The sequence below is a fragment of the Saccharopolyspora gloriosae genome (assembly GCF_014203325.1).
Taxonomy (GTDB): Bacteria; Actinomycetota; Actinomycetes; order Mycobacteriales; family Pseudonocardiaceae; genus Saccharopolyspora_C; species Saccharopolyspora_C gloriosae.
In genome coordinates this window covers 1,891,120-1,912,223 of record NZ_JACHIV010000001.1, presented here as the reverse complement: position 1 = coordinate 1,912,223, position 21,104 = coordinate 1,891,120, and the positions used below count along the sequence as shown (strand labels likewise).

Genomic DNA, 21,104 nt, shown 5'->3' with positions numbered 1-21,104 from the left:
CTTGAACCAGCCAGTTCAAGATGCATTAGCCTTGAGACATGACTGACGCTGAAACCGCCGCGAACCGCTCACGCGGCCAGAACTCGATCTCCGGGTTGCCGCTGCACGACCTCGCGGGATTCACCCACCGCTGGGTCGACGCGGACGGCATCCGGCTCCATGCCGTGGACGGCGGTCCGCCGACCGGTCCTGCCGTCGTCCTGCTCGCCGGGTTCCCGCAGACCTGGTGGGCTTGGCGCAAAGCGATGCCGCGCCTCGCCGAGCGATTCCGCGTGATCGCCATCGACCTGCCGGGACAAGGCCATTCCGACCGCCCTCACGACAGCTACGACACGCACACCGTTGCTTCGCGCGTCCAGGCCGCTGTCACCGCACTCGGCGTGTCGAAGTACTGGCTCGTCGCCCACGACATCGGGGCCTGGGTCGCCTTCTCGCTGGCCCTGATGCACGAAGAGCGCCTGCGCGGTGTCGCTCTGCTCGACGCCGGAATCCCCGGGATCACCCTCCCGGACGCGGTCCCCACGAATCCCGAGCAGGCATGGAAGACCTGGCACTTCGCGTTCCACCTGGTGCCCGAACTTCCCGAGACGCTGCTCACCGGTCATGAGCGCGACTACGTCGGCTGGTTCTTGAAGGTCAAAGCACTGTCCCCGGACACGTTCGACGGTGCCGATATCGACCACTACGCGGCCTCCATCGCGGCCGAGGGTGGTCTGCGAGCGTCCCTCGCCTACTACCGCGATGCCGCGGAATCGGCGCGCAAGAATCACGACGCCCTGGGCCGAGGGCACTTGACCGTCCCGCTCTTGGGAATCTCCAGCTCCCACGGCTCGATCCCCGACATGGCCGCTTCCATCAGCCCTTGGGCGGACAACGTGACAGGCGTCGTCATCCCGCAGGCCGGACACTTCATCCCCGACGAGCAGCCCGACGCGGTCGTGGACGCGTTGATCGCGTTCATCGATCACGAACGCGCGGGGTAGGTCCTCAGCACCGCGCCACGTGCTCCGCTGCGAGCGGCGCGAAGGCGTTTTCCCGCGTGTACCGCACCGGTGGTTCTCGACCTGCACGTCCAGGCGGTGGCCGGACGTTCCGGTTGACGCGAACCGATCACGATCGACGACCAGCACGACGACCGGCCCGGTGCGCACTCGCCGCGTCCCGCGTCACCGCGTGCGCAGGCGTTCCAGGGCCGTCCGGCTGGGTTCGTCGGCGCCACGGCAGATCATCAGGCGCTGGTCGGAGTCCTGCAGCGGCACGAGGACTTCGAAGTGCACGTCGACCGCGCCGATCTCGGGGTGGCGCATCGCCTTGCTGCCGCGGCCGTTGAGCTTGACGTCCCGTTCCTCCCACAGCCGCGCGAATTCCGCGTCGTGCGCGATGGCTTCGGTGATGAGGCCGGTCAGCGCCGGGTCCTGCGGGTGGGCGGCCCACGCGGTGCGCAGGTGGGCGACGCCCTCGCGCCGGACGCGGTCGCGGTCGACGTAGAACTCGCTGATCTCCGGGTGCAGCAGGCACAGCCACATCGCGTTGCGCCGCGACGGCGGGAGCGCGTCGAAGCCCACCAGCAGCCCCGCCATCTCCTCGTTCCAGGCGAGCACGTCGAAGCGGTGGTTCATCACCATCGCGGGCAGCGGCGCCAGGTCGGCCACCAGCCGGGCCAGCGGCGGCGCCGCGACGGTGGTGGGCCCGTCGGGGTCGCGGGGGCGCTGCCCGGTGAGGTCGAAGAGGTAGGTGCGTTCGTCGGCGCCCAGTCGCAACGCCGCCGCCAGCGCCTCCACCACGTCCGCCGACGGCCGCAGCCCGCGCGCCTGTTCCAGCCGCACGACGTAGTCGATGCTGATCCCGGCCAGCTCGGCGACCTCCTCGCGGCGCAACCCCGGCGTGCGCCGGGACCGCCGGCGCGGCAGGTCGAAGTCGTCCGGGTCCAGGCGTTCGCGCCTGGTCCGCAGGAACGCGGCGAGCTCCTGCGTCGGATCCACCACACCGATCGTCATGCGTGGTTCAACAGCCGGGGTAGGACCGGTGTTCCCAGGAAGTTCCTTCCCTTACCCGCCCTCCGCGATCGGCGCAGGCTCGGCGGCGAACGAGGACGAACTCAGGAGGACGCAGTGCAACTCACCCTGGACACCTACCGCCTGCTGGGCCGTTCCGGGCTGCGGGTCTCGCCGCTGGCGCTGGGCGCGGCGACCTTCGGCACCGAGTGGGGCTGGGGCGCCGAGCAGGACGAGGCCCGCAAGTTGTTCGACACCTACGTCGAGCGCGGCGGCAACTTCATCGACACCGCCAGCACCTACACCGACGGCAGCTCCGAACGACTGCTCGGCGACTTCACCCGCAGCGACCGGGAAAGCCTGGTGCTCGCGACGAAGTACACGACGCTGCGCCGACCCGGCGACCCGAACTCCGGCGGCGCGAACCGCAAGAGCCTGTTCGGGTCCGTGGAATCCAGCCTGCGGCAGCTGAACACCGACTACATCGACCTGCTCTACCTGCACGTGTGGGACTTCACGACACCCGTCGAGGAGATCCTGCGCGGGCTCGACGACCTGGTGCGCGGCGGCAAGGTGCTGTACGTGGCCATCTCCAACGCCCCGGCCTGGCAGGTGTCCCGGATGCAGGCCATCGCCGACCTGCGCGGCTGGTCCCCGCTGGTCGCGCTGGAGATCGAGTACAACCTGGCCCAGCGCGGCGGCGAGCGTGACCTGATCCCGATGGCGCGCGAGATGGGGCTGGGCGTGGTCCCGTACTCGCCGCTGGCGGGCGGTGTCCTCACCGGCAAGTACACCCGCGCGGACCTCACCGGGGACGGCACCGCCTCCGCGGACAGCAACCGCAAGAGCTTCAACCACGCCCTCGGCACCGTCACCGAACGCAACCTCGCCGTCGCCGAGACCGTGCGGGAGGTCGCCGCCGAACTCGGCCGCACCCCCGCTCAGGTCGCGCTGGCCTGGACCCTGCACAACCCGGCCGTGACGGCACCGGTCATCGGCGCCCGCACGCCCGCGCAGCTGGAGGACAACCTCGGCGCCCTGGACGTCGACCTCACCGAACCCCCGCTGTCCCGCCTCGACGCGGCCAGCGCGATCGAACTCGGCCTACCGCACGACATGCTCGCCGGCGACCACATCCGCCAGGCCACCGCGGGAGACCTGAAACTCGAACCACGCTGACGAACGCCGAGTGGCGCGGTACGGCCGAGGACGAGCCCAGGAGGATTCCTGCCTGGGCTCGTCTTCGCGACTCACGCGTCGAAGCGACCGTGCCTGATCGCACCCACGAACGCCGACCACTGCGCGCTGGTCGCCGTGAAGTGGCCCGAAGCCCGATCCTTGGTGTCCCGGACCGCAGCACCACCGGTCACCCGACCGACTTCGACACAGCTGTCGGTCTGAGTGCTCCGGCTCGACTTCCGCCAGCCACCGGGAATCTCCTGCCGCACCGTCATACCGTCGCCTCCGCTCCTCACCGCATTAACAGTCAGCCGGGCCGCCCTACGTCGAAGGTGCCGTTCTTGAGCTCTGCCAGGAAGGTCGACCAACTCGCGGGCGCGAAGGGCAGCACGGGGCTCATCTGACCGAGCTTGCTGTCCCGAACGGCTGTCACACCTGGAATTGCCGCGACCTCGACGCACTGACCGTTCGGAGTGCTGCGCGAACTCTTGCGCCAAGACATGTTTGCTAGACCGACATGGTTCGAGGCAGACCCGCTGGGTCGAGTCACGTCGACTCCTTGGAAATCTTCTTGACCAGCTCGCCCGTTCGGTCGGGATCAGCCGCTCGTGCGCGCAGGTGGTCGAACAGTTCTCGATACCAGACTACGTCGGCTGCACCGTCCAGGTACAAGCCTCCGTGGGCATCGAGATAAGCAACATCGGTGTCACCTGTGTCCGGAAATCCCAGAACCGCGAACCCACCCGAGATGGCCGGATGACTTCCTGCGCTGAAGGGCAGAACCTGCAGAACGATGTTCGCCCACGTCGATACTTCTACGAGGTGATCGAGCTGCTCCCGCATGACCTCCGGCCCGCCGAACGGTCGTCGGAGCACGGCCTCGTCCAAGATCGCCCACAGCTTGAGCGGATCTTCCCGTTGCAGAACTTGCTGACGCAGCATCCGAACCTTGACCTGCCGCTCCACACGTTCCGAACTGATCCCCGGCACTGTCCGGGCAAGAGCTCGAACGTACGCCTCCGTCTGCAAGAGGCCGGGGATCAGCTGCGGCTCGAAGTTGATGACGTCGGCCGCCTCGGCTTCGAGACCGACGTAGCCGTGGAACCAGGTCGGCAGCAAGTCGGAGTAGGAGTTCCACCAGCCGCGCCCGCGTGAGCCACGAGTCAGGTCGAGCAGCCCCTCTGCGTCATTCCCGCTGACGCCGTACAGCTCCAAGAGCGCGCGGATGTCACCGATGCGAGGACGCTGGACTTTTCCTCGCTCCAGGCGGGAAATCTTCGTCTGCGACAAGTCGTCGAGACGTTCGGCCGCGTCCGTCGCGCTCATGCCCGCTTGCTCGCGCAGCAGACGCAGCTCGATCCCGAGCCGACGACGGCTCACCATCGATCCGGTGCCGCTCGTCATCCGCAACCCCTCCTCCGGCGCCAATCCGACTCAGTCTGCCCGACTCGCCTCCGGCGACTTCGCGGGGCCAACTCCAGGTTGACCCGTTCGTGGATCTAGCCAAAACGACTTAGTCACTTTTAAGGTTGCGAACCAGGTTACCCGCACTAGACGTCGACACGACGAGTCGTTTCCGGCGACCTGACCCCGCCTCGCAACGCACTCGGCGAAACGAAGGAGACGACATGAACCCTGGCTCCGCACCGCTCCGCCTGCTGCGAAAGTCTTTTCCTCCCAACGGGATCACGTATCACAGGCTGGTCCGACCGGATACGTCCTCCACCTGACCGGCCGCATTCAGGCCGACACCACCCCGGATCGCACCATCACGCTCTACGAACGCGTACTGAGTGGCCTCAAAAGGCTCTGACCGAGCCGACGACGAAGCGGGCAGCCGAACCGGATCCACCGCCACCGAAACCGGTCCCGAAGACGACGCGAGCATCCGGCTCGACGAGAACGGCGCGGACGACGAGGACGCGCGGGCGAATCACACGAGGTCCCCCGTATGCGGGGGCTGATTTTACGAAAATCCAGTTTCACCGAGCCAGGGGGCCATTCCCATGTGCACGCGGCTGATACTTCTTGATCTAAGCGTTTACCGGTCAGTGCGCGCAGCCTGCGCGAGCGGCCCAACTGATCTACGCCGAGGCCTTCGATCGGCTGGTGACGGCCGTGTTCGGCGCCGGGTGACGGTGGTCGGCTCTACCGTCGGCTCATGGCGATTCTGCGAATGGACCACGTCGGGGTGAACGTCGAGGATCTCGACGGTGCCGTCGCGTTCTTCACCGAGCTCGGGATGGAGGAGGCGGGCCGCACTCCCGTCGAAGGCCCGTGGGTGGACCGGGTCAACGGGATCGACGACGTCCGGGTCGACATCGTGATGATGCGGACCCCGGACGGGCACGGGCAGCTGGAGCTGACGCACTTCCGCAGCCCGGCGGCGATCGGCGGGACCTCGGAACCGCCGAACGCACTGGGTTTGCGCAGCGTCATGTTCGCGGTGGACGACGTGGACGACACCGTCGCGCGGCTGCGCGGGCACGGCGGTGAACTCCTCGGCGAGATCGCGCAGTACGAGGACGCCTACCGGCTCTGCTACGTGCGCGGCCCAGGAGGGGTGATCGTGGCGCTGGCCGAACCGCTCGGCTGATCAGTCCTCCGGCTCCTCCACCGGCCCGCGCATCACGCGGTGCGCGTTGGCCTCGGCCGCCCGTTCGAAGTGGTCCGAGGGGTCGGAGATCTTGAGTCCGTTGCCGTTGTCGGTGCCCGCGACGGGGCCGGAGCGCTGCTGCACGACGTGGGTGAGCTCGTGGGCGAGGGTGTGCTTGTCGGAGGCGCCGGAACCGAGCACCACGTTGTTGCCGGAGGTGTAGGCGCGCGCCCCGATCTCGGAGGCGGACCGCTGCGCGGTGGCTCCGGTGTGCAGCCGCACGTCGGAGAAGTTCGCCCCCAGGCGGGACTCCATCTCCTGGCGCATCGGCGCGTCCATCGGTTTCCCGGACGACTTCAGCACGTCCTCGCCGGACCAGGCGGGTTCCGGAGCGGGCTCCGGGGGCGCCATCCGCCGCTGGATCAGCCGGGTCACGGCCGCGTTGCCGAGGGTGCGCTGCAGGTGCAGCAGCTCCTCGGCGGTGCCGGAGTGCTCGGGTGCTCGGGTGGTGCGCTCGGGTTTCGCCGCGGACTTCGCCGCCTCGTGCTGTTCGTGCTCCCGCATGGCCCTCCTCCTGACCCGGCAACGGCACCACTCCTACCGGCCCCGGCCGCGCACCGGGAATGTCCGGAAGGGCAGAGGGCGGGGCAACCTCCACCGCCTGCCTGCCGAGGCAACGCGGGGTTGCCCGGGAAGGCACTCGTGCTGCCCTCGGCGCAGGCCGGGCGGACATGGTCGTGCGGGCCCGCGATCGCGAAAGCTCTGGGGGCACGAACGCCGCAGACGAAGGAGCGAACATGCCGTCGTACCTGTCCCCTGGCGTGTACGTGGAGGAAGTCCAGAGCGGGGCCAGGCCGATCGAAGGGGTCGGGACCGCGGTGGCCGCCTTCGTCGGCTTCGCGCCGCAGGGCCCGTTCCACGAGCCGACGCTGGTGACGAACTGGAACCAGTACGTGCAGCACTTCGGCGGGTTCGACGACGGCTACCTCGCGCACGCCGTGTACGGGTACTTCGCCAACGGCGGCGGGTCCGCCTACGTGGTGCGCATCGGCGGTCCGTCCGAGGCCGCCGCGCCCGCGCGGCCCGCCGCGACACCGGTCGAGCTGGGCGGGCTGCGGATCTCCGCACTGGGTGCCGGGACCGCCGACGTGACCGTGGAGGTCGCCGACGCCGACGGGGAGAACCCGCCGGAGGACCGGTTCAAGCTGCTGGTGCACCAGGGCGGCAAGGTCGCCGAGACCTTCGACGTCTCCACCCGCAAGAACGTCAAGACCTACGTGGTGACGCAGGTGCGGGACCGCTCGAAGCTGATCGAGGTCACCGAGCAGTCCGGCGGCACCCTCGCCCGCCCGGACAACCAGACCGTCACCGTGCCCGCGACTCCGCCGAGCGCGACGACCCCGGCGAAGGTCAACGCCCAGGAGTACGTGGGCGATCTGGCCGCCCGCACCGGTTTCGGCGGGCTGGAGACCATCGACGAGATCACCATCGTCGCCGTCCCGGACCTGATGAGCGCCCACCAGCGCGGCCTCATCGACGCCGAGGGCGTGAAAACGGTGCAGCTGGCGGCGATCTCGCACTGCGAGCAGCTCGGCGACCGGGTCGCGCTGCTGGACGCGCCTCCTGGGCTCAACGCGCAGCAGGTGCGGACCTGGCGGATGGACGAGGCGGGCTACGACTCGAACTACGCGACGCTCTACTACCCGTGGATCAAGGTGTTCGACCCCGCTTCGGGGCGCAACAAGCTGGTCCCGCCGAGCGGGCACGTCGCCGGGGTGTGGGCGCGCAGCGACACCGAACGCGGCGTGCACAAGGCGCCGGCGAACGAGGTGATCCGGGGCGCGGTGGACCTGGAGACGTCGCTGAGCAAGGGCGAGCAGGACCTGCTCAACCCGATCGGCGTGAACTGCGTGCGGGCCTTCGCGGGGCGCGGCATCCGGATCTGGGGTGCGCGCACCCTGTCCTCCGACCCGGCGTGGCGCTACCTGAACGTGCGGCGGCTGTTCAACTACCTGGAGGAGTCGATCCTGCTCGGCACCCAGTGGGTCGTGTTCGAGCCGAACGACGACCGGCTGTGGTCCAGCATCCGCCGCAACATCGGCGCGTTCCTCACCCAGACCTGGCGCGACGGCGCCTTGTTCGGCCGCACCCCCGCCGAGGCCTTCTACGTGAAGTGCGACCGGGACAACAACCCGCAGGAATCCATCGACCTCGGCCAGGTCGTCTGCGAAATCGGCGTGGCACCGGTGAAACCCGCGGAGTTCGTCATCTTCCGCCTCTCCCAGTACTCCGACAGCTCCAGCCTGCTGAGCGAATGACCGGCGCACGCCGAAAGAGCCTTCCACAGCAAGAATTCTGATCTCTGTCCTGTCAGCGGCGGAGCCGCTGAGCAGTGACCACCAGAGCAAGCCGACCACCGGCGGGTTCTCAGCGGTTTCCTCGCGAGGACGGCTTTTTCCCTCGTGGCGGAGCCACTTGGGAAAAAGATCCCGCAGCGAGGAAACCGCTGAGGTTCCGCCACCCGGACACACACGCAGACCACTCTGAGAGGACGTCATGGCAGAAGGCGACAGTCTTTCCGTTCATCGGTTCGGTGTGCAGCTGGGCGGGGTGACGGTCGAGTCCATCAAGGAGATCAGCGGGCTCGTCGTCGAGCAGGACGTGGTCGAGACCCAGCAGGTCACCGACACCGGCAAGATGATGAACAAGAAGCAGCCCGGCGGGCACAAGGGCGGCGAGGTGACGATCACCCGGGGCATGGACAAGAGCTCCGAGTTCACCGAGTGGATCAAGAAGACGATCAACGACGGCGAGGTCGAGGACGCGCGGGAGAACCTGACCATCGAGGTGATGGAGCCCAACGGGTCCACGGTGCGCCGCATCCAGCTCTACGACGCGTGGATCAGCAAGTGGGAGGGCCCGGACCTCAACGCGGGTGAGTCCAACGCCGCCACCGAGAAGGCCACCGTCACCTTCGAGCGGATCGAGGTCGAATGAGGCGGCGCATCAATTCGCTCGGCGACCTCGACCAGCTCGGGAGCAAGAAGGCGGGCGCGTCGACGGACACCGCGGAGCGACCGGCGCCGCAGGCACCGCACGACGAGTTCGAGTTCGAGCTGCCGCGCGGCTACCTGCACACCGACGGCACGTTGCACCGGCACGGGCGGATGCGGCTGGCGACGGCGCGCGACGAGCTGCGCCCGCAGATCGACCTGCGCGTCAAGGAGAACCCGGCGTACCTGAGCGTGGTGCTGCTGAGCCAGGTCATCACCCGGCTCGGCGACATCACCGACGTGCACTCGGGCCTGGTGGAGAACATGTACGCCACCGACATCGCTTTCCTGCAGGACTTCTACCGCCGCATCAACAGCGAGGGCCACACCCGCGCCGGGGTCACCTGCCCGTCCTGCCAGACGGCGTTCGAGATCGATTTGGCGGGTGACGGCCTGGGGGAATGGTGACGTACGCGGCCGACAGGCTGCACGAAGAGGTCGCGTACATCGCTTACCACTTCCACTGGGCGCGCGAGGAGATCCTCGATCTCGACCACCTGGAGCGCAGGCGCTGGGTGCGGGAGATCGCCCACATCAACACGCGGGTGAACGAGAGCAGGTGAGCAGGTGAGCCGCTGGAACCCGTTCCGCCGCTTCAGCCGACGTGGCGAGCGGCGGCACGACGCACCGGAGGATCGGGCGGCCACCGCGCCGGCCGTGCCGCCGTGGGACGGCGGGTGGCGGCGCAGCGCCGCCCAGGACGGCGTGCTGGGCCGCGGTGGGCTCGGCGTGATCCAGCCGGCGCGGTTCCGCTCGTCGGTGGCGTCGTTCCGGGATCACGGGGTGCTCGACGGTGGTCTCGGGCATCGGCTCGCCGCCGACGCACCGGCCGGAACCATGCACGGGCTGGTGCGCGCGCCCACGGCTCCGGTGCAGCGCGCGGTCGTTGCGGACCGTGCCGTGGTGGCTCCGTCCGCGCCGAGCCCGAGCGCCGCCGCGGACTTGCCGTTCGCCGCGCCCGATCCGGCCGCGGACTCCTCGGGTTCCGGTGAACTCGGCGTGGCACCGGTGCAGCGTTCCGCGGTGCGGCCCCGGCGGCTCGCGCCACCGCTGACCCGGGCCCGGCCGGTCACCGGTCTTCCCCCTCGCCGAGTGCCCGCCGCCGAGCCTTCCGGCGACGCGGCGCCTCCGCTCGTCCAGCGGGCTCCGAGCGCCACCGCGCCTCCTCGCGCCACCGCGGTGCCGACCGCACCGGACGCGGACCTCGACGACCTCGCGGTCCGGCGACCGAGCTCGCCGAGCAGCGAGCCCCGGCCGACGCCGAGCGGGCCCGAGAACCGGCCCGCGCTGGGTGATCCGATCCAACGCCTGCCCTCCGGCGCCGTCCCCTTGCACCGGGACTCCGCGTCCGGCGAAACCGCGACGGACCCGAGCTCCCCGGCCGACGCGCCGGAACCGATGCCGCAGGTCACCGCACCGGATCCGACGCCGCAGGCCACGTCTTCCGACTCGACGGCGAGCACCGGCCCGCACCGGCCCGCGTCGCGGCGGCGCCCGGCGGCGGCGCCCGTGCAGCGGACCACCGCGAACGTCCAGCGGACCACGCCGGCCTCGGGGAACGCCCAGGGCATCGGGGCACCGCTGACGGAACTCCCGAAGTCGGCGACGCCGCTCGGCACCCACGCGCCGAACAACCCGCGCGCGGGCGCGCCCGCGGGCGCCGCTCCCGCGAGACCCGATGAGCCACCGGCGCACGACGGCGATACTCCGCCCGTGGTCCCGGTGAACCCGGCGCCGGTCTCCACTCCGGGTTCCGCGCCGCTGCTCGGCGCGACGCCCCAGGTGCAGCGCCTGCTGCGGGAGACCACCGCGTCGACGGGTGGCGCCGCGCGACGCTCCGAGCAGGAGCCGCCCACCGTCGTCCCACCCGGCACCGGGGCCCCGGAGGTGTCGGCTCCCGGAACGCCCCCACCCGTGCAGCGGATCCGGCGGAACTCGCGCGCGTCCGAGGATTCCGCACGCCCGGAGCCGACGACCGCGGGTGATGCGGGTGCGACCGCCGGTCCCGCCGAGGCGACGACGCCCGATTCCCCCGTCGTGCAGCGGAGTTCCGACCCCGCCGCTCACCTCGTGCGGACGGGTCCCGCGCAGCCGCTCGATCCACCGGCCCCGACCGAGCCGGACACCGGCACGGCGGCGGTGCAGCGGCGTACCGAGCCTTCGCCGGGACGGGCCGCACCGAACGCTCCCGCGCACTCCACCACCAGCGGAGACGCGCCACGCGCTCCGCAGCATCCCGGCGACGCCCGCTCCGGCTCAACCGTTCCCGACCGACCTGGGCCGACCGCACCGCTCGTGGGCGACTCCCCTCCCGTGCAGCGCCTCGCCTCGTCCGCGCCGACTCCACCGGCGACGAGTTCGGCGGCAGAACCGGCTCCCCTCCCGGTCTCTCGAACCCAGCACGACCCGGAGCGAGCGAGCGACGGGCCACCGGAGCCATCGCCGGCCCGTCCTGCCGAGCAGGCCCCCGTCCAACGCTCGGTCGCTCCGCCGGGCGCCGTACCGCCGAACGATCTCGTCGTCCCACGACCGGTTCCTGCGTCCGCGGACCAGGCCCCGAGCGCTGGATCTCCGGTGGTACCGGGAACCCAGCGCGAGCTTCCCCTGCCCGGAACCTCGGAACCCGCGTCTCCGCGCCCCCGATCCTGGCGACCCGTCCAGCGCGTGCTGCCCCTGATCGCCACCCGCCCGCTACCCGTGCGCACGCGCCACGCGCAGACCGGGGCGCGCACCCCGTCGCACCGACCGGAGGCCGCACCGGCGGTGGCGCCGTTGCGGTGGGCCCGACCGGACGATCGAGCACCGTCGCCTTCCGCTCCGCCCAGGATCGCGAATCCTCCGCCGGTGCAACGTGCTCCAGCAGCGCCGATCGGTGAACGTCCCCCGAACGCACCCGTCGCACCGAGGCTCGCCGCATCGCCGCTTCACTCCACAGTAGACACACCTGCGGCTCCCGCGACTTCCCCACCGCTCGCCGTGCAGCGCAGTTCACCGCCTCCCGCGCAACCGCGGGAAACCCCACCCGACCCGGCACCGTCCACCGACCCCGCCGAAGCGAAGCCGCCGATCCCCGGGGTCCCGTCCGGTGTCCCGGTCACCGTCGTGCCGAAGGAGCACGAACCGGCCACCGACGACGACCCGGCCGAACCCGACAGCGCCGGAGGCCAGGACATCGACGAACTGGCCCGCCGCCTGATCGAACCGGTCGGCAGGCTGCTGCGCACCGAACTCCGCCACGGCCGCGAGCGGTTCGGCCGCACCTACGACCGCAGGCGCTGACAGGAGACCCAGCGATGTCCCAAGAGATCTTCGCCAGCAGCGTGTTCTTCCGGCTGGCCATCGGCGGCAACGACCTCGGCCGCTTCCACACCTGCTCCGGGCTCGGCGCGCAGGTCGAAGTGGAGCAGTACGCCGAAGGCGGCAACAACTCCTTCTCCTGGCAACTGCCCACCCGCATCACCTGGACCAACATCACGCTGACCCGCCCGGTCACCAAGGACACCACGAAGATCTCCAAATGGCTCTCGGACACGATGCGCCGCGCCGAGCGCAAGAACGGCGAAATCGTCGCGCTGAAGCCGAACCTGACACCCATCGCGCGCTGGCAGGTGATCGGCATCGTGCCCGTCAGCTGGCAAGGCCCGTCGTTCGACCCGTCCACCTCCCAGCCCGGAGTGGAAACCCTCGAAATCGCCCACGAAGGCCTGCAACCATCCTGAGAGGAGGGGCCGGATGGCCGCCACAACGAGCAAGAACCTCGCCCGCGCCGAACTCCTGATCATGGAACCGCCCGCCAAGGTCGGAGCGAAACCCGGCGCGACGCTCAAACGCGTCCAGTTCCAGTTCAACCCGAACAAGCTCGCGCTGACCAAGAGCACCGAGTGGCGGCGCAAACCCGCCCGGATGGCCAGCGAATCGGCGCTGCCCGAGTTCGTCGGCAGCGGACCGCGCTCGCTGCAACTGGAAGTGTTCCTGGACGCCACCGCCAAGCACGACAACTCGGTGGAGCAGAAGATCGAAGAACTGATGACCGCCTGCGTGCCGACGCCGAGAAGCCTCAGCTCCAAAACACCCGCCAGCCCGTGGGTCCGGTTCGAATGGGGCACCGCCCGCACCACTTCGTTCGACGGGGTGCTCAACAGCTTCTCCGTGGACTACTCGCTGTTCGACGTGGACGGCAAACCGCTGCGCGCCACCTGCTCGCTGGGCATCGAGGAAGCCAGCGTCGACACGCCCGGCCAGAACCCCACCTCCGGTGCGGAGAACTCGCGCCGCACCCACCGGGTCGTCGCGGGCGACAGCCTGCCGCAGCTCGCCTGGCAGGAATACGGCGACGCCACCGCGTGGCGGATCGTGGCCGCCGCCAACGAGATCGACGATCCGATGATCCTGGTGCCCGGCAGCGAACTCCTCGTACCGGCACTCGACGAGTTCGAACAGGACGGTGCGTGATGGGCTCCGGTGCAGAACAGGACGGCAGGTCGTTCGCCGCCGACCCGATCGTCAAGATCCCCGGGCCGCTGCCGCCCGCCTGGCAGGAACAGCTCACCTCCTGCGTCGTCGACGAGAACGTCGGGCTGCCCGACACGGCGACGGTGACCTTCCGCGACCCGAACCACGAACTGCTCACCGCCACCGGCATCAGCATCGGCGCGCCGCTGACGGTGTCGATCGCGACCGCGGGCGGCGGCAAAGTCCCGGAGAAGCTGTTCGCCGGTGAGGTCACGGCGCTGGAACTGGACTCCGACGGAACCGGCTCGTTCACCGTGGTGCGCGCCACGAACAAGGCGCACCGGTTGCTGCGCGGCCGGAAAGTGGTGGCGTACAAGAACATGAGCGCCGACACCATCGTGCGCAAGGTCATCAAGGACGCGGGGCTCAAAGCCGGCAAGATCGAAGCCAAGAAGATCACCTACACGCAGCTGGCCCAGCCCAACGTCTCCGACTGGGAATTCCTGCAAATCCTGGCCGAGGAGCACGGCGTCACCGTGCGGGTCGACGAGCTCGGCACGCTCGACTTCGCCCCGCTCGCGCCCGCCGCCTCCGCACCCGCCCCGACGACGTCGGCGGCGAAGAGCCCGTTCGTGCTGGAGTACGGCCGCAACCTGATGGCGCTGCGCGCGGTGCTCACCTCCACCGACCAGGTCAGCAACGTCGAAGTGCGCGGCTGGGACGTGAAGACCAAGAAACCCGTGGTCGCCACCAAACCCGTCACCACCAGCAAGACGATCGTTCCCGGCCTCACCCCCGCGCAGGCGACCGCCAAGTTCGGGAAGAAGACCAGCATGGTCGTCACCGACACGCCCTACGGCACGCAGGCCGAAGCGAACGCGGTCGCGGATTCGCTGGCGACGTCGCTGAGCGCCGGACTCGGCGAAGTCGAAGCCGTCGCCGAAGGCGATCCCAAGCTGCGCGCCGGCACGCCGGTGGCCCTGGGCAACGCGGGCAGCAAGTTCACCGGGAAGTACACCGCCACCGCCGTGCACCACGTGATCGAACCGGGCCAGGGCTACCGCACCACCGTGCTGGTGAGCACCACCCCGGACCGCTCGCTGGCCGGACTTGCCACCGGCGCCAACGCCCCGAGCCGCGGACCGCGCATCCCCGGCGTGGCCAACGCGATCGTCACCGACATCAAGGAACCCGCCAACGGCCAGCGGGGCTGGGTGAAACTCACGTTCCCCTGGCTCGACGCCAAATACGTCTCCGATTGGGCGCGGACCGTGCAACTCGGCGGGAAGGGCGGCGGCGGGGTGATCAGCCCCGACGTCGGCGACGAAGTGCTCGTCGGTTTCGAACAAGGCCTGCTGGACCGGCCGTACGTGCTCGGCGGGCTCTACAACGGCAAGGACAAACCCTCCGAGCACAAGACGAAACTGCTCGACGGCAAGAAGGTCGGCCGGCGCTCGCTGGTCTCCCGCACGGGACATCGGCTCGAACTGCTCGACGCCAAGACGGGACCGCCCGGCGTGTCCATCGCCAGCGGCAACGAACGGCTCGAAATCCGGCTGGACCAGCAGAAGAACTCCATCGAGGTCGCCGTCAAAGCCCCCGGCGGCCGCCGCGCGCTCAGCTCGATGACGCTGGACTCGCGCGGCATCACCCTCGACGCCACCACCGGCGACATCACGCTCAAGGGCAAGAACATCTCGGTGGACGCCACTCTCAACGCCAAGATCAACGCCAACGCCGACGCCTCGCTGTCCGGCAAGGTCGCCGCCAACGTCGACGGCGGCGCCACCGCCGCCCTCCGCGCCCCGATCGTCCGGATCAACTGACCCGTTCTTCCCGCAGCACGACCCGTTCTTCACGCAGCACAAGGAGTTCCGCGATGCCTCCAGCCGCCCGGCTCGGCGACCCCATCAGTCACGGGGGCACCGTCGGCCCACCGCCGCCGCCCGTCGCGGTCCGCGTCGCGACCGTGCTCATCGGCGGCAAACCCGCCGCCGTCACCGGCAGCACGGTCGTCTGCGGAATCCCGCCGCACGCCCTGCTGGGACCGGCCAACGTGCTGACCCCCAGCCCGCCGCGCGGCGGCGTCGTGCTCATCGGCAACCTGCCCGCGGCCAAGATGATGGACAAGAGCAGCTGCGGGGCCCAAGTCATCGTCGGTGCCATGAACGTGCTGATCGGAGGCCCGATGTGAGCGAACGGTTCATCGGCCGCGGCTGGGGATTCCCGCTGCGCGTCAGCGCCACCGGCGGCATCGGACTCGTCGAGCGGGAGCAGGAGATCGAAGAGGCCATCCGGCTCGTGCTCGGCACCGCCCCCGGCGAACGCCCCATGCGCCCCGAATTCGGCTGCGGCGTGCACGACTACGTGTTCGCCCCCGCCGACGGCGCCACCGCCGGGCGCATCGCCTACGAGGTGCGCAGCGCGCTGCACCGCTGGGAACCGCGGATCGAAGTCACCGACGTGGTGATCGCCGCCGACGACGACGAGGAAGGCGTGCTCTACATCGACGTGCACTACACGCTGCGCTCCACCAACGACCGCCGCAACCTCGTGTTCCCCTTCTACACCATCCCCGACGCCGGTGAACCAGGGACGGGAGGCGCGGCCTGATGGCGATCCCCTCCCCCAACCTCGACGACCGCCGGTTCCAGGAACTCGTCGACGAAGCCAAGCGCTACGTGCAGCAACGCGCCCCGGAATGGACCGACCACAACGTCTCCGACCCCGGCGTCACGCTCATCGAGACCTTCGCGCACATGGTGGACCAGCTGATCTACCGGCTCAACCGCGTCCCGGAGAAGAACTACCTCGCGTTCCTCGACCTGATGGGCGTGCGACTGTTCCCACCGGCCGCCGCGCGCGGCGACGTCACGTTCTGGCTTTCCGCCGCGCAGCAGGAAACCGTGCTGCTCGACCGCGGAACCGAAGTCGCCACCGCGCACTCCGAACTCGAGCAGGACGTCGTGTTCGCCACCGTCGACGACCTCCCGATCGTGCCGTGCGAACTGCGGACCCTCGTGACGATCTCCGCGGCGGGCACCATCGAGGACCGCACCGCCGACCTCGGCGCCGAACGGGACGTGCCCTGCTTCCAAGCCGAACCCACCCCCGGCGACGCCATGCTGTTCGGGCTCAGCAACGCCGTGCCGCGCTGCGTGATCTCCGTGGAACTCGACAGCCGGGTCGAAGGCATCGGCGTCGATCCGCGCCAGCCGCCGCTGGTCTGGGAAGCCTGGGACGGCACCGGCTGGGCCGAGTGCGAGGCGTTCGACGACACGACCGGCGGGCTCAACCGGCCCGGCGAAGTCGTCCTGCAGATCGGCCCCGGCCACGCGCCCTCCGCCGTCGCCGGAGTGCGCGCCGGCTGGCTGCGCTGCCGCGTCGTCGAACCCGAAGCCGGCCAGCCGTTCTACTCCGAATCCCCCACCGTCCGCGTCGCCGAGGTCTCCACCGTCGGCGGCACCACCACCGTCGAACACGCCGAAACCCACACCGAGGTGCTGCTCGGCGAATCGGCAGGCGTGCCGGGACAGCGGTTCACCCTCGAAGAGGCCCCGGTGCTCACCGACGGCGAACCCGTCGTGGTGCAGGTGTCCGACGGTGAAGGCTGGGAGGACTGGACCGTCGTGGACCACTTCGGCCGCTCCGGTCACACCGACCGGCACGTCACGCTCGACGCGACGACCGGCCAGTTCAGCTTCCCGCCCGCCGTGCGGGTGCCCGACGGCAGGCTGCGCAACTGGGGCGCGGTGCCCGCCAAGGGCGCGCAGATCCGCGTCGCGCGCTACCGCACCGGCGGCGGACGCGCCGGCAACGTGGCGCGCGGCACGATCTCCGTGCTGCGCAGCTCCGTGCCCTACATCTCCGACGTGGAGAACCGCGAAGCCGCCATCGGCGGCATCGACGGCGAAACGGTGTCCGAGGCGAAAGTGCGCGCGCCGCAACAACTCCAGCTCCAGGAACGCGCCGTGACCGCCGCCGACCACGAGCAGATCGCCCGCCAAGCGGCCCCCGCGGCGGCCCGCATCCGGTGCCTGCCCGCGGGCGCCGACCACGAACCCGGTGCCGCCCGGGTGCTCGTCGTACCCGACGCCGTCGCCGACACCGGCGATCGCATCCGCTTCGAGCAGCTCATCCCCTCCGAACAGCTGCTGTCCACCGTCGCCGCCCGGCTCAACGAACGACGGCTGCTCGGCGCCCGGCTCATCGTGGAACCGCCGTTCTACCAAGGGATCACCGTCGTGGCCCGGATGAGCGCCACCGGCGACGACGTGAACCGGATCAACGGCGACGCGCTCGACGCGCTCTACCGCTACATCAACCCGCTGCGCGGTGGCGTCGACGGAACCGGCTGGCCGTTCGGGCATCCCGTGCAGACCGGGGAGATCTTCGCCGTGCTCCAGCGCGTCGCGGGCGTCGGCCTGGTCGAGGAGGTGCGGCTGTTCCCGGCCGACCCGATCACCGGCAGGCGCGGGAGCCCCGCCGACCGCATCGACCTCGCGCGGCACGCGCTGGTCTTCTCGCACCAGCACCAGGTCGTGGTCAACCCGCCGGATGGTGCGGAGCCGAGATGACCCGACAGGCAGTGCCCGGTCTGCCCAGCCGCTACCCGCTCGGGGAGCAGTTGCCCGGGCTGTACGCGGGCGACGACTTCGCCCAGCGGTTCACCGCTGGGCTGGACACCGTGCTCGCACCCATCTTGTCCACATTGGACAACCTGGCGTACTACTTCGACCCGCGGGTGGCGCCGGAGGACTTCGTCGCCTGGATCGCGGGCTGGGTGGCGATGGAACTGGATCCGGGCTGGCCCCCGGAACTGCGGCGCGCCGTCGTGATCCGCGCCGTCGAACTGCACCGCTGGCGCGGCACCGCGCGCGGCCTCGTCGACCGGCTCTGGCTCTGCCTCGGAGTGCACGCCCGCGTGCTCGACGGCCCCGGCGCGGCCTGGTCCACCCGGCCCGCGACCCCGCTCCCCGGTGCCCCCACCACCGAAGCACGCGTGCAGGTGTGGGCCGGTCGCTCGGCGGTGAACCGCGACCAGGTCGTCGCGCTGGTCAACTCGGCCTGCCCCGTGCACCTGACCTGCACCGTCGAGGTCATGTCCGGGCCACCTCAGCAAGAACGGAGGCGATCATGATGCGACCCTGCCCGGTCTGCGGCGCGCAAACAGCTGAAACCGACGACTTCTGCGGCAACTGCGGTTCCTACCTCGGCTGGGATGCCACCGTGAAGAAACCGGTGCCGCCACCGCCGTCCCGCCCCACCGCCGCGCAGCGACCGCCGGGTCAGGCCCCCGCGCCGCCACCACCTCCCGGTCCGGGCCCCGCTACAGGACCACCACCCGGTCCGCCCGCGGCTCCGGGACCGCCCCGCCCTTCCGGAGCGGCACCAGGGCGCCACGCTCGGCCCGATGCCGGCCCCGCCGCGGAAGCCGACGAACCGGTCGCCGTCCAGCCCGCGAAACCCGTCGCGCCCCGCCCCGAGTCGCACACCGTCGTGCCCACCACGCCTCAGGACGGGCCGCCGTGCCGCTCCTGCGGCACGCCCAATCCGCCGGACCGGCGCTTCTGCGTGCGCTGCGCGACGCAGCTGGTCGAACCGGAGCCCGAACCGACCCGCTGGCTGCGCAAGAAGCGGTCCAACGGCAACGGACTCGGCTGGCTGTGGCGGCGGCTGACGATCCTCAGCCTGGTCCTCGCGCTCGTGATCGGCTCCATCCTGCTGTTCCCGTTCGGCCAGTGGCTGCTGCAGGACGTCCTGGACAAGACCATGGAATCCTCGAACATCCGCCCCACGAAGATCACGGCGAACAGCGAGATCTCCGGACATCCCGCTGTTGCCGCGGTCGACGAGTACACCAATCAGGGGTGGGGGACCAACGACGTCGGCGAGTGGATCGAGTTCGAATTCGATCCGCCGTTCCGGCTGCTGCACGTGCTCGTCACCACCGGCCCGCCGGGCAAGGCGTTCGAGGCGCAGGCACGCCCCCTCCGGATGGAGGCCATCGTCACCGACACGAGCGGAGTCCCCCACACCTATCCGCTGCAACTCGGCAAAGCCCACGAAGCGAAACCGTTCGAGATCCGCGTCAGCGATGTGCGCCGGATCCGGCTCGTGATCCAGGAGACGACCGAAGTCACCAGCGGCAAGCACATCGAACTGGGCGAGGTCGAGTTCCAGAAACGAGGAAGCTGACGACACGGGGCACGGGCCGCTCACGCACTCGTCCCCCGTCACCGCGGCGACGGGGGACGAGCGACGAACTCATCGGGGGCTTGAACGGGATCAGGTCGCGTCGTCAGCGCTGCCGACCCGTGACTCCGAAGCGGAGGTGTCCAGCGACGATGGCCGGTAGTCGACCTTCGACGCTTCGTCGAGGTCCACATCGTCCATGTTCATGCCCTGCGCGGCGAGCTTCTTCGCCTTGGAGCGATCGTGCGCCCGGCAGATGACCATGGCGATCAAGAACAGGATCACCAGGCACCCGGCCAGCGCCAACATCGAGAACGGGTCCTGCCCCGGCGTGGCGACGGCCGCCAGCACGAACAGGCCGAACACGATGCCTCGCCACCAGCTCTTCAGCTTCACGTAGCTGACCACACCGGCCCGGTTCAGCATCACCAGCACCAGCGGCATTTCGAAGCTGATGCCGAACATGAGCAGCATCAGGAGCACGAAGTTGATGTACTCGCCACCGGTCAGCGCGGTGAAGAACGCGCCGCCACCGAAGCTGGTCATGAAGCCCAGGCCCTCGGGAACGACGAAGTACGCCAGCACCGCGCCGAACACGAACAGCAGGCTCGCGATCGTCACGAAGGTACGGGCGAACTTGCGCTCGTTCGCGTGCAGTCCCGGCGTGATGAACGCCCACAGCTGGTACAGCCACAGCGGGCTGAACAGCAGCGCACCGACGGCGATGCCGACCTTCAACTGCAGCATGAAGACCTCGAAGGCCTTCGTCTGCAACAGCTGGCATTCGCCGTTGGGGCTGAACCGCACCTGCGGCGGCAACTGGCAGTACGGCCGGATCAGGATGTCGCTGAGCGTCGGCAGCCCGAACACGTGGTTCGAGAACCAGATGAAACCGAAGATCGCGCCGACCAGAATGCCGAACGCCGCCCAACCCAGCCGATACCTCAACTCGTAGAGGTGATCGACCAAGGTCATGGTGCCGTCGGGATTGTGCCGACGACCCCAACGGCGACGGTCACCGCGCCACGGGTTCAAACGGCGGAACGGGTTTGAACTCACCGTGCGTTCCGTCCCCGATCAGTTCTTGGTTTCTTTGCGCTGCGCTTCTTCCGCGTTGGACGCGGTCACCGGCGCACTGGCCTCACCGGTGGTGAGCTGCTGCGGCTCGGACGCCGAATCCTTGTCGCGCTTCGCGGCGGCCTCGTCTTCCTTCATCCCGCGAGCCTCAGCCTTGAACACCCGTGCGGACTGGCCGAGCGAACGCGCCATCTGCGGCAGCTTGGTGGCACCGAACAGCAACACCAGCACACCCACGATGAGTACGAGCTCCCACCCACCTGGCAAACCCATCAGTGCACACCTTTCTTGGGGCTTCCTGCGAGCGCAATGGTACGCGGGCAGGTGTCGGTCTGATAGGCCGTCACGCGGCTCCATTACGACGCTCGGCCAGCGCCACCTGGAGTCCCGCGATTCGTGCTTTCAGCAGACCGGACCGGTTCGAAACGTCGTTGGTGACCTCGCGTTGCACCGCCTTCACCCTGCGCAGCAAGGTGAAGAACCGGATCAGGAGGACGAGCAGGAGCAGCACTCCCGCCACGAGCAGCACAAGACTCCACACGTAGGGCACCGGATCAC

At 69.8% G+C, this 21,104-nt stretch carries 25 protein-coding genes; 16 read left to right on the top strand and 9 right to left on the bottom strand.

From position 1 onward, the window contains the following. Positions 1-38 precede the first annotated feature (38 nt). Positions 39-983, top strand: coding sequence for an alpha/beta fold hydrolase (locus BJ969_RS08745; protein WP_184478312.1), 945 nt, complete (start codon positions 39-41; stop codon positions 981-983). Positions 984-1,166: 183 nt separating this feature from the next. Here BJ969_RS08745 and BJ969_RS08740 read toward each other — a convergent pair whose 3' ends face one another. Beyond that, positions 1,167-1,997 (bottom strand): helix-turn-helix transcriptional regulator, encoded by an 831-nt coding sequence (locus BJ969_RS08740; protein ID WP_184478311.1) that lies wholly within the window; start codon positions 1,995-1,997, stop codon positions 1,167-1,169. 114 nt (positions 1,998-2,111) lie between these two features. On the opposite strand from BJ969_RS08740, the gene BJ969_RS08735 reads away from it, so the two are divergent. Then, the gene (locus tag BJ969_RS08735) at positions 2,112-3,173 is read left to right on the top strand and encodes an aldo/keto reductase (RefSeq protein ID WP_184478310.1); all 1,062 of its coding nucleotides are present in this window, start codon (positions 2,112-2,114) and stop codon (positions 3,171-3,173) included. 71 nt (positions 3,174-3,244) lie between these two features. Here BJ969_RS08735 and BJ969_RS08730 read toward each other — a convergent pair whose 3' ends face one another. Genes BJ969_RS08730 through BJ969_RS08720 form a run of 3 tightly spaced genes read right to left on the bottom strand, consistent with a single transcriptional unit; the run spans position 3,245 to position 4,577 of the window. Further along, on the bottom strand, positions 3,245-3,448 hold the full coding sequence (locus BJ969_RS08730; protein ID WP_184478309.1) for a DUF397 domain-containing protein: 204 nt from the start codon (positions 3,446-3,448) through the stop codon (positions 3,245-3,247). 32 nt (positions 3,449-3,480) lie between these two features. Continuing rightward, positions 3,481-3,675 (bottom strand): DUF397 domain-containing protein, encoded by a 195-nt coding sequence (locus BJ969_RS08725; RefSeq protein ID WP_184485026.1) that lies wholly within the window; start codon positions 3,673-3,675, stop codon positions 3,481-3,483. 44 nt (positions 3,676-3,719) lie between these two features. Beyond that, positions 3,720-4,577 (bottom strand): helix-turn-helix domain-containing protein, encoded by an 858-nt coding sequence (locus BJ969_RS08720; protein WP_184478308.1) that lies wholly within the window; start codon positions 4,575-4,577, stop codon positions 3,720-3,722. A gap of 757 nt (positions 4,578-5,334) precedes the next feature. On the opposite strand from BJ969_RS08720, the gene BJ969_RS08715 reads away from it, so the two are divergent. Next, the gene (locus BJ969_RS08715) at positions 5,335-5,769 is read left to right on the top strand and encodes a VOC family protein (protein WP_221315750.1); all 435 of its coding nucleotides are present in this window, start codon (positions 5,335-5,337) and stop codon (positions 5,767-5,769) included. Here BJ969_RS08715 and BJ969_RS08710 read toward each other — a convergent pair whose 3' ends face one another. Beyond that, a complete protein-coding gene (locus tag BJ969_RS08710) occupies positions 5,770-6,333 on the bottom strand; it encodes an eCIS core domain-containing protein (protein WP_184478307.1) in 564 nt (187 codons plus the stop codon). A gap of 233 nt (positions 6,334-6,566) precedes the next feature. On the opposite strand from BJ969_RS08710, the gene BJ969_RS08705 reads away from it, so the two are divergent. From BJ969_RS08705 to BJ969_RS08690, 4 genes are all read left to right on the top strand, one after another. After that, positions 6,567-8,087: a phage tail sheath family protein gene (locus BJ969_RS08705; protein WP_184478306.1), complete on the top strand. Its 1,521-nt coding sequence runs from the start codon at positions 6,567-6,569 to the stop codon at positions 8,085-8,087. Between the two features lie 238 nt (positions 8,088-8,325). Then, positions 8,326-8,766, top strand: coding sequence for a phage tail protein (locus BJ969_RS08700; RefSeq protein WP_184478305.1), 441 nt, complete (start codon positions 8,326-8,328; stop codon positions 8,764-8,766). Next, positions 8,763-9,230, top strand: coding sequence for a hypothetical protein (locus tag BJ969_RS08695; RefSeq protein WP_184478304.1), 468 nt, complete (start codon positions 8,763-8,765; stop codon positions 9,228-9,230). Before BJ969_RS08700 ends, BJ969_RS08695 begins: the two co-directional genes overlap by 4 nt. Beyond that, entirely contained in the window at positions 9,227-9,385 is a 159-nt protein-coding gene (locus tag BJ969_RS08690; RefSeq protein ID WP_323055165.1) for a DUF6760 family protein, read from the top strand. The genes BJ969_RS08695 and BJ969_RS08690 overlap by 4 nt, the downstream gene beginning before the upstream one ends. Before the next feature lie 213 nt (positions 9,386-9,598). On the opposite strand, the gene BJ969_RS08685 is transcribed toward BJ969_RS08690, so the two are convergent. Beyond that, positions 9,599-10,678, bottom strand: coding sequence for a hypothetical protein (locus tag BJ969_RS08685; protein ID WP_184478303.1), 1,080 nt, complete (start codon positions 10,676-10,678; stop codon positions 9,599-9,601). A 1,246-nt stretch (positions 10,679-11,924) separates the two neighbouring features. On the opposite strand from BJ969_RS08685, the gene BJ969_RS08680 reads away from it, so the two are divergent. The 9 genes from BJ969_RS08680 to BJ969_RS08640 all read left to right on the top strand — a co-directional run bounded on the left by BJ969_RS08680 (position 11,925) and on the right by BJ969_RS08640 (position 19,472). After that, complete coding sequence (locus tag BJ969_RS08680) at positions 11,925-12,101, top strand: hypothetical protein (protein WP_184478302.1); 177 nt, start codon at positions 11,925-11,927, stop codon at positions 12,099-12,101. A gap of 14 nt (positions 12,102-12,115) precedes the next feature. Beyond that, complete coding sequence (locus BJ969_RS08675) at positions 12,116-12,541, top strand: phage tail protein (protein ID WP_184478301.1); 426 nt, start codon at positions 12,116-12,118, stop codon at positions 12,539-12,541. Between the two features lie 13 nt (positions 12,542-12,554). After that, positions 12,555-13,274 carry a CIS tube protein gene (locus BJ969_RS08670; RefSeq protein ID WP_184478300.1) on the top strand — a complete coding sequence of 240 codons (720 nt, stop codon included), beginning with the start codon at positions 12,555-12,557 and terminating at the stop codon, positions 13,272-13,274. Further along, the gene (locus BJ969_RS08665; protein WP_184478299.1) at positions 13,274-15,100 is read left to right on the top strand and encodes a VgrG-related protein; all 1,827 of its coding nucleotides are present in this window, start codon (positions 13,274-13,276) and stop codon (positions 15,098-15,100) included. Before BJ969_RS08670 ends, BJ969_RS08665 begins: the two co-directional genes overlap by 1 nt. A gap of 53 nt (positions 15,101-15,153) precedes the next feature. Next, positions 15,154-15,468 carry a PAAR domain-containing protein gene (locus BJ969_RS08660; RefSeq protein ID WP_184478298.1) on the top strand — a complete coding sequence of 105 codons (315 nt, stop codon included), beginning with the start codon at positions 15,154-15,156 and terminating at the stop codon, positions 15,466-15,468. Further along, positions 15,465-15,887, top strand: coding sequence for a GPW/gp25 family protein (locus BJ969_RS08655; RefSeq protein ID WP_184478297.1), 423 nt, complete (start codon positions 15,465-15,467; stop codon positions 15,885-15,887). The genes BJ969_RS08660 and BJ969_RS08655 overlap by 4 nt, the downstream gene beginning before the upstream one ends. Next, positions 15,887-17,851, top strand: a complete 1,965-nt coding sequence (locus tag BJ969_RS08650) for a putative baseplate assembly protein (RefSeq protein ID WP_184478296.1) — start codon at positions 15,887-15,889, stop codon at positions 17,849-17,851. Before BJ969_RS08655 ends, BJ969_RS08650 begins: the two co-directional genes overlap by 1 nt. After that, on the top strand, positions 17,848-18,414 hold the full coding sequence (locus BJ969_RS08645; RefSeq protein WP_184478295.1) for a phage tail protein: 567 nt from the start codon (positions 17,848-17,850) through the stop codon (positions 18,412-18,414). The genes BJ969_RS08650 and BJ969_RS08645 overlap by 4 nt, the downstream gene beginning before the upstream one ends. Before the next feature lie 359 nt (positions 18,415-18,773). After that, entirely contained in the window at positions 18,774-19,472 is a 699-nt protein-coding gene (locus tag BJ969_RS08640) for a zinc ribbon domain-containing protein (protein WP_184478294.1), read from the top strand. 90 nt (positions 19,473-19,562) lie between these two features. Here the strand turns inward: BJ969_RS08640 and tatC are convergent, their stop codons facing one another. From tatC to BJ969_RS08625, 3 genes are all read right to left on the bottom strand, one after another. Next, positions 19,563-20,444 carry a twin-arginine translocase subunit TatC gene (gene tatC, locus BJ969_RS08635; protein WP_184478293.1) on the bottom strand — a complete coding sequence of 294 codons (882 nt, stop codon included), beginning with the start codon at positions 20,442-20,444 and terminating at the stop codon, positions 19,563-19,565. 102 nt (positions 20,445-20,546) lie between these two features. Continuing rightward, positions 20,547-20,819, bottom strand: coding sequence for a Sec-independent protein translocase subunit TatA (tatA, locus tag BJ969_RS08630; RefSeq protein ID WP_184478292.1), 273 nt, complete (start codon positions 20,817-20,819; stop codon positions 20,547-20,549). 70 nt (positions 20,820-20,889) lie between these two features. After that, a complete protein-coding gene (locus BJ969_RS08625) occupies positions 20,890-21,096 on the bottom strand; it encodes a bacteriophage holin (RefSeq protein ID WP_184478291.1) in 207 nt (68 codons plus the stop codon). Between the last annotated feature and the right edge of the window lie 8 nt (positions 21,097-21,104).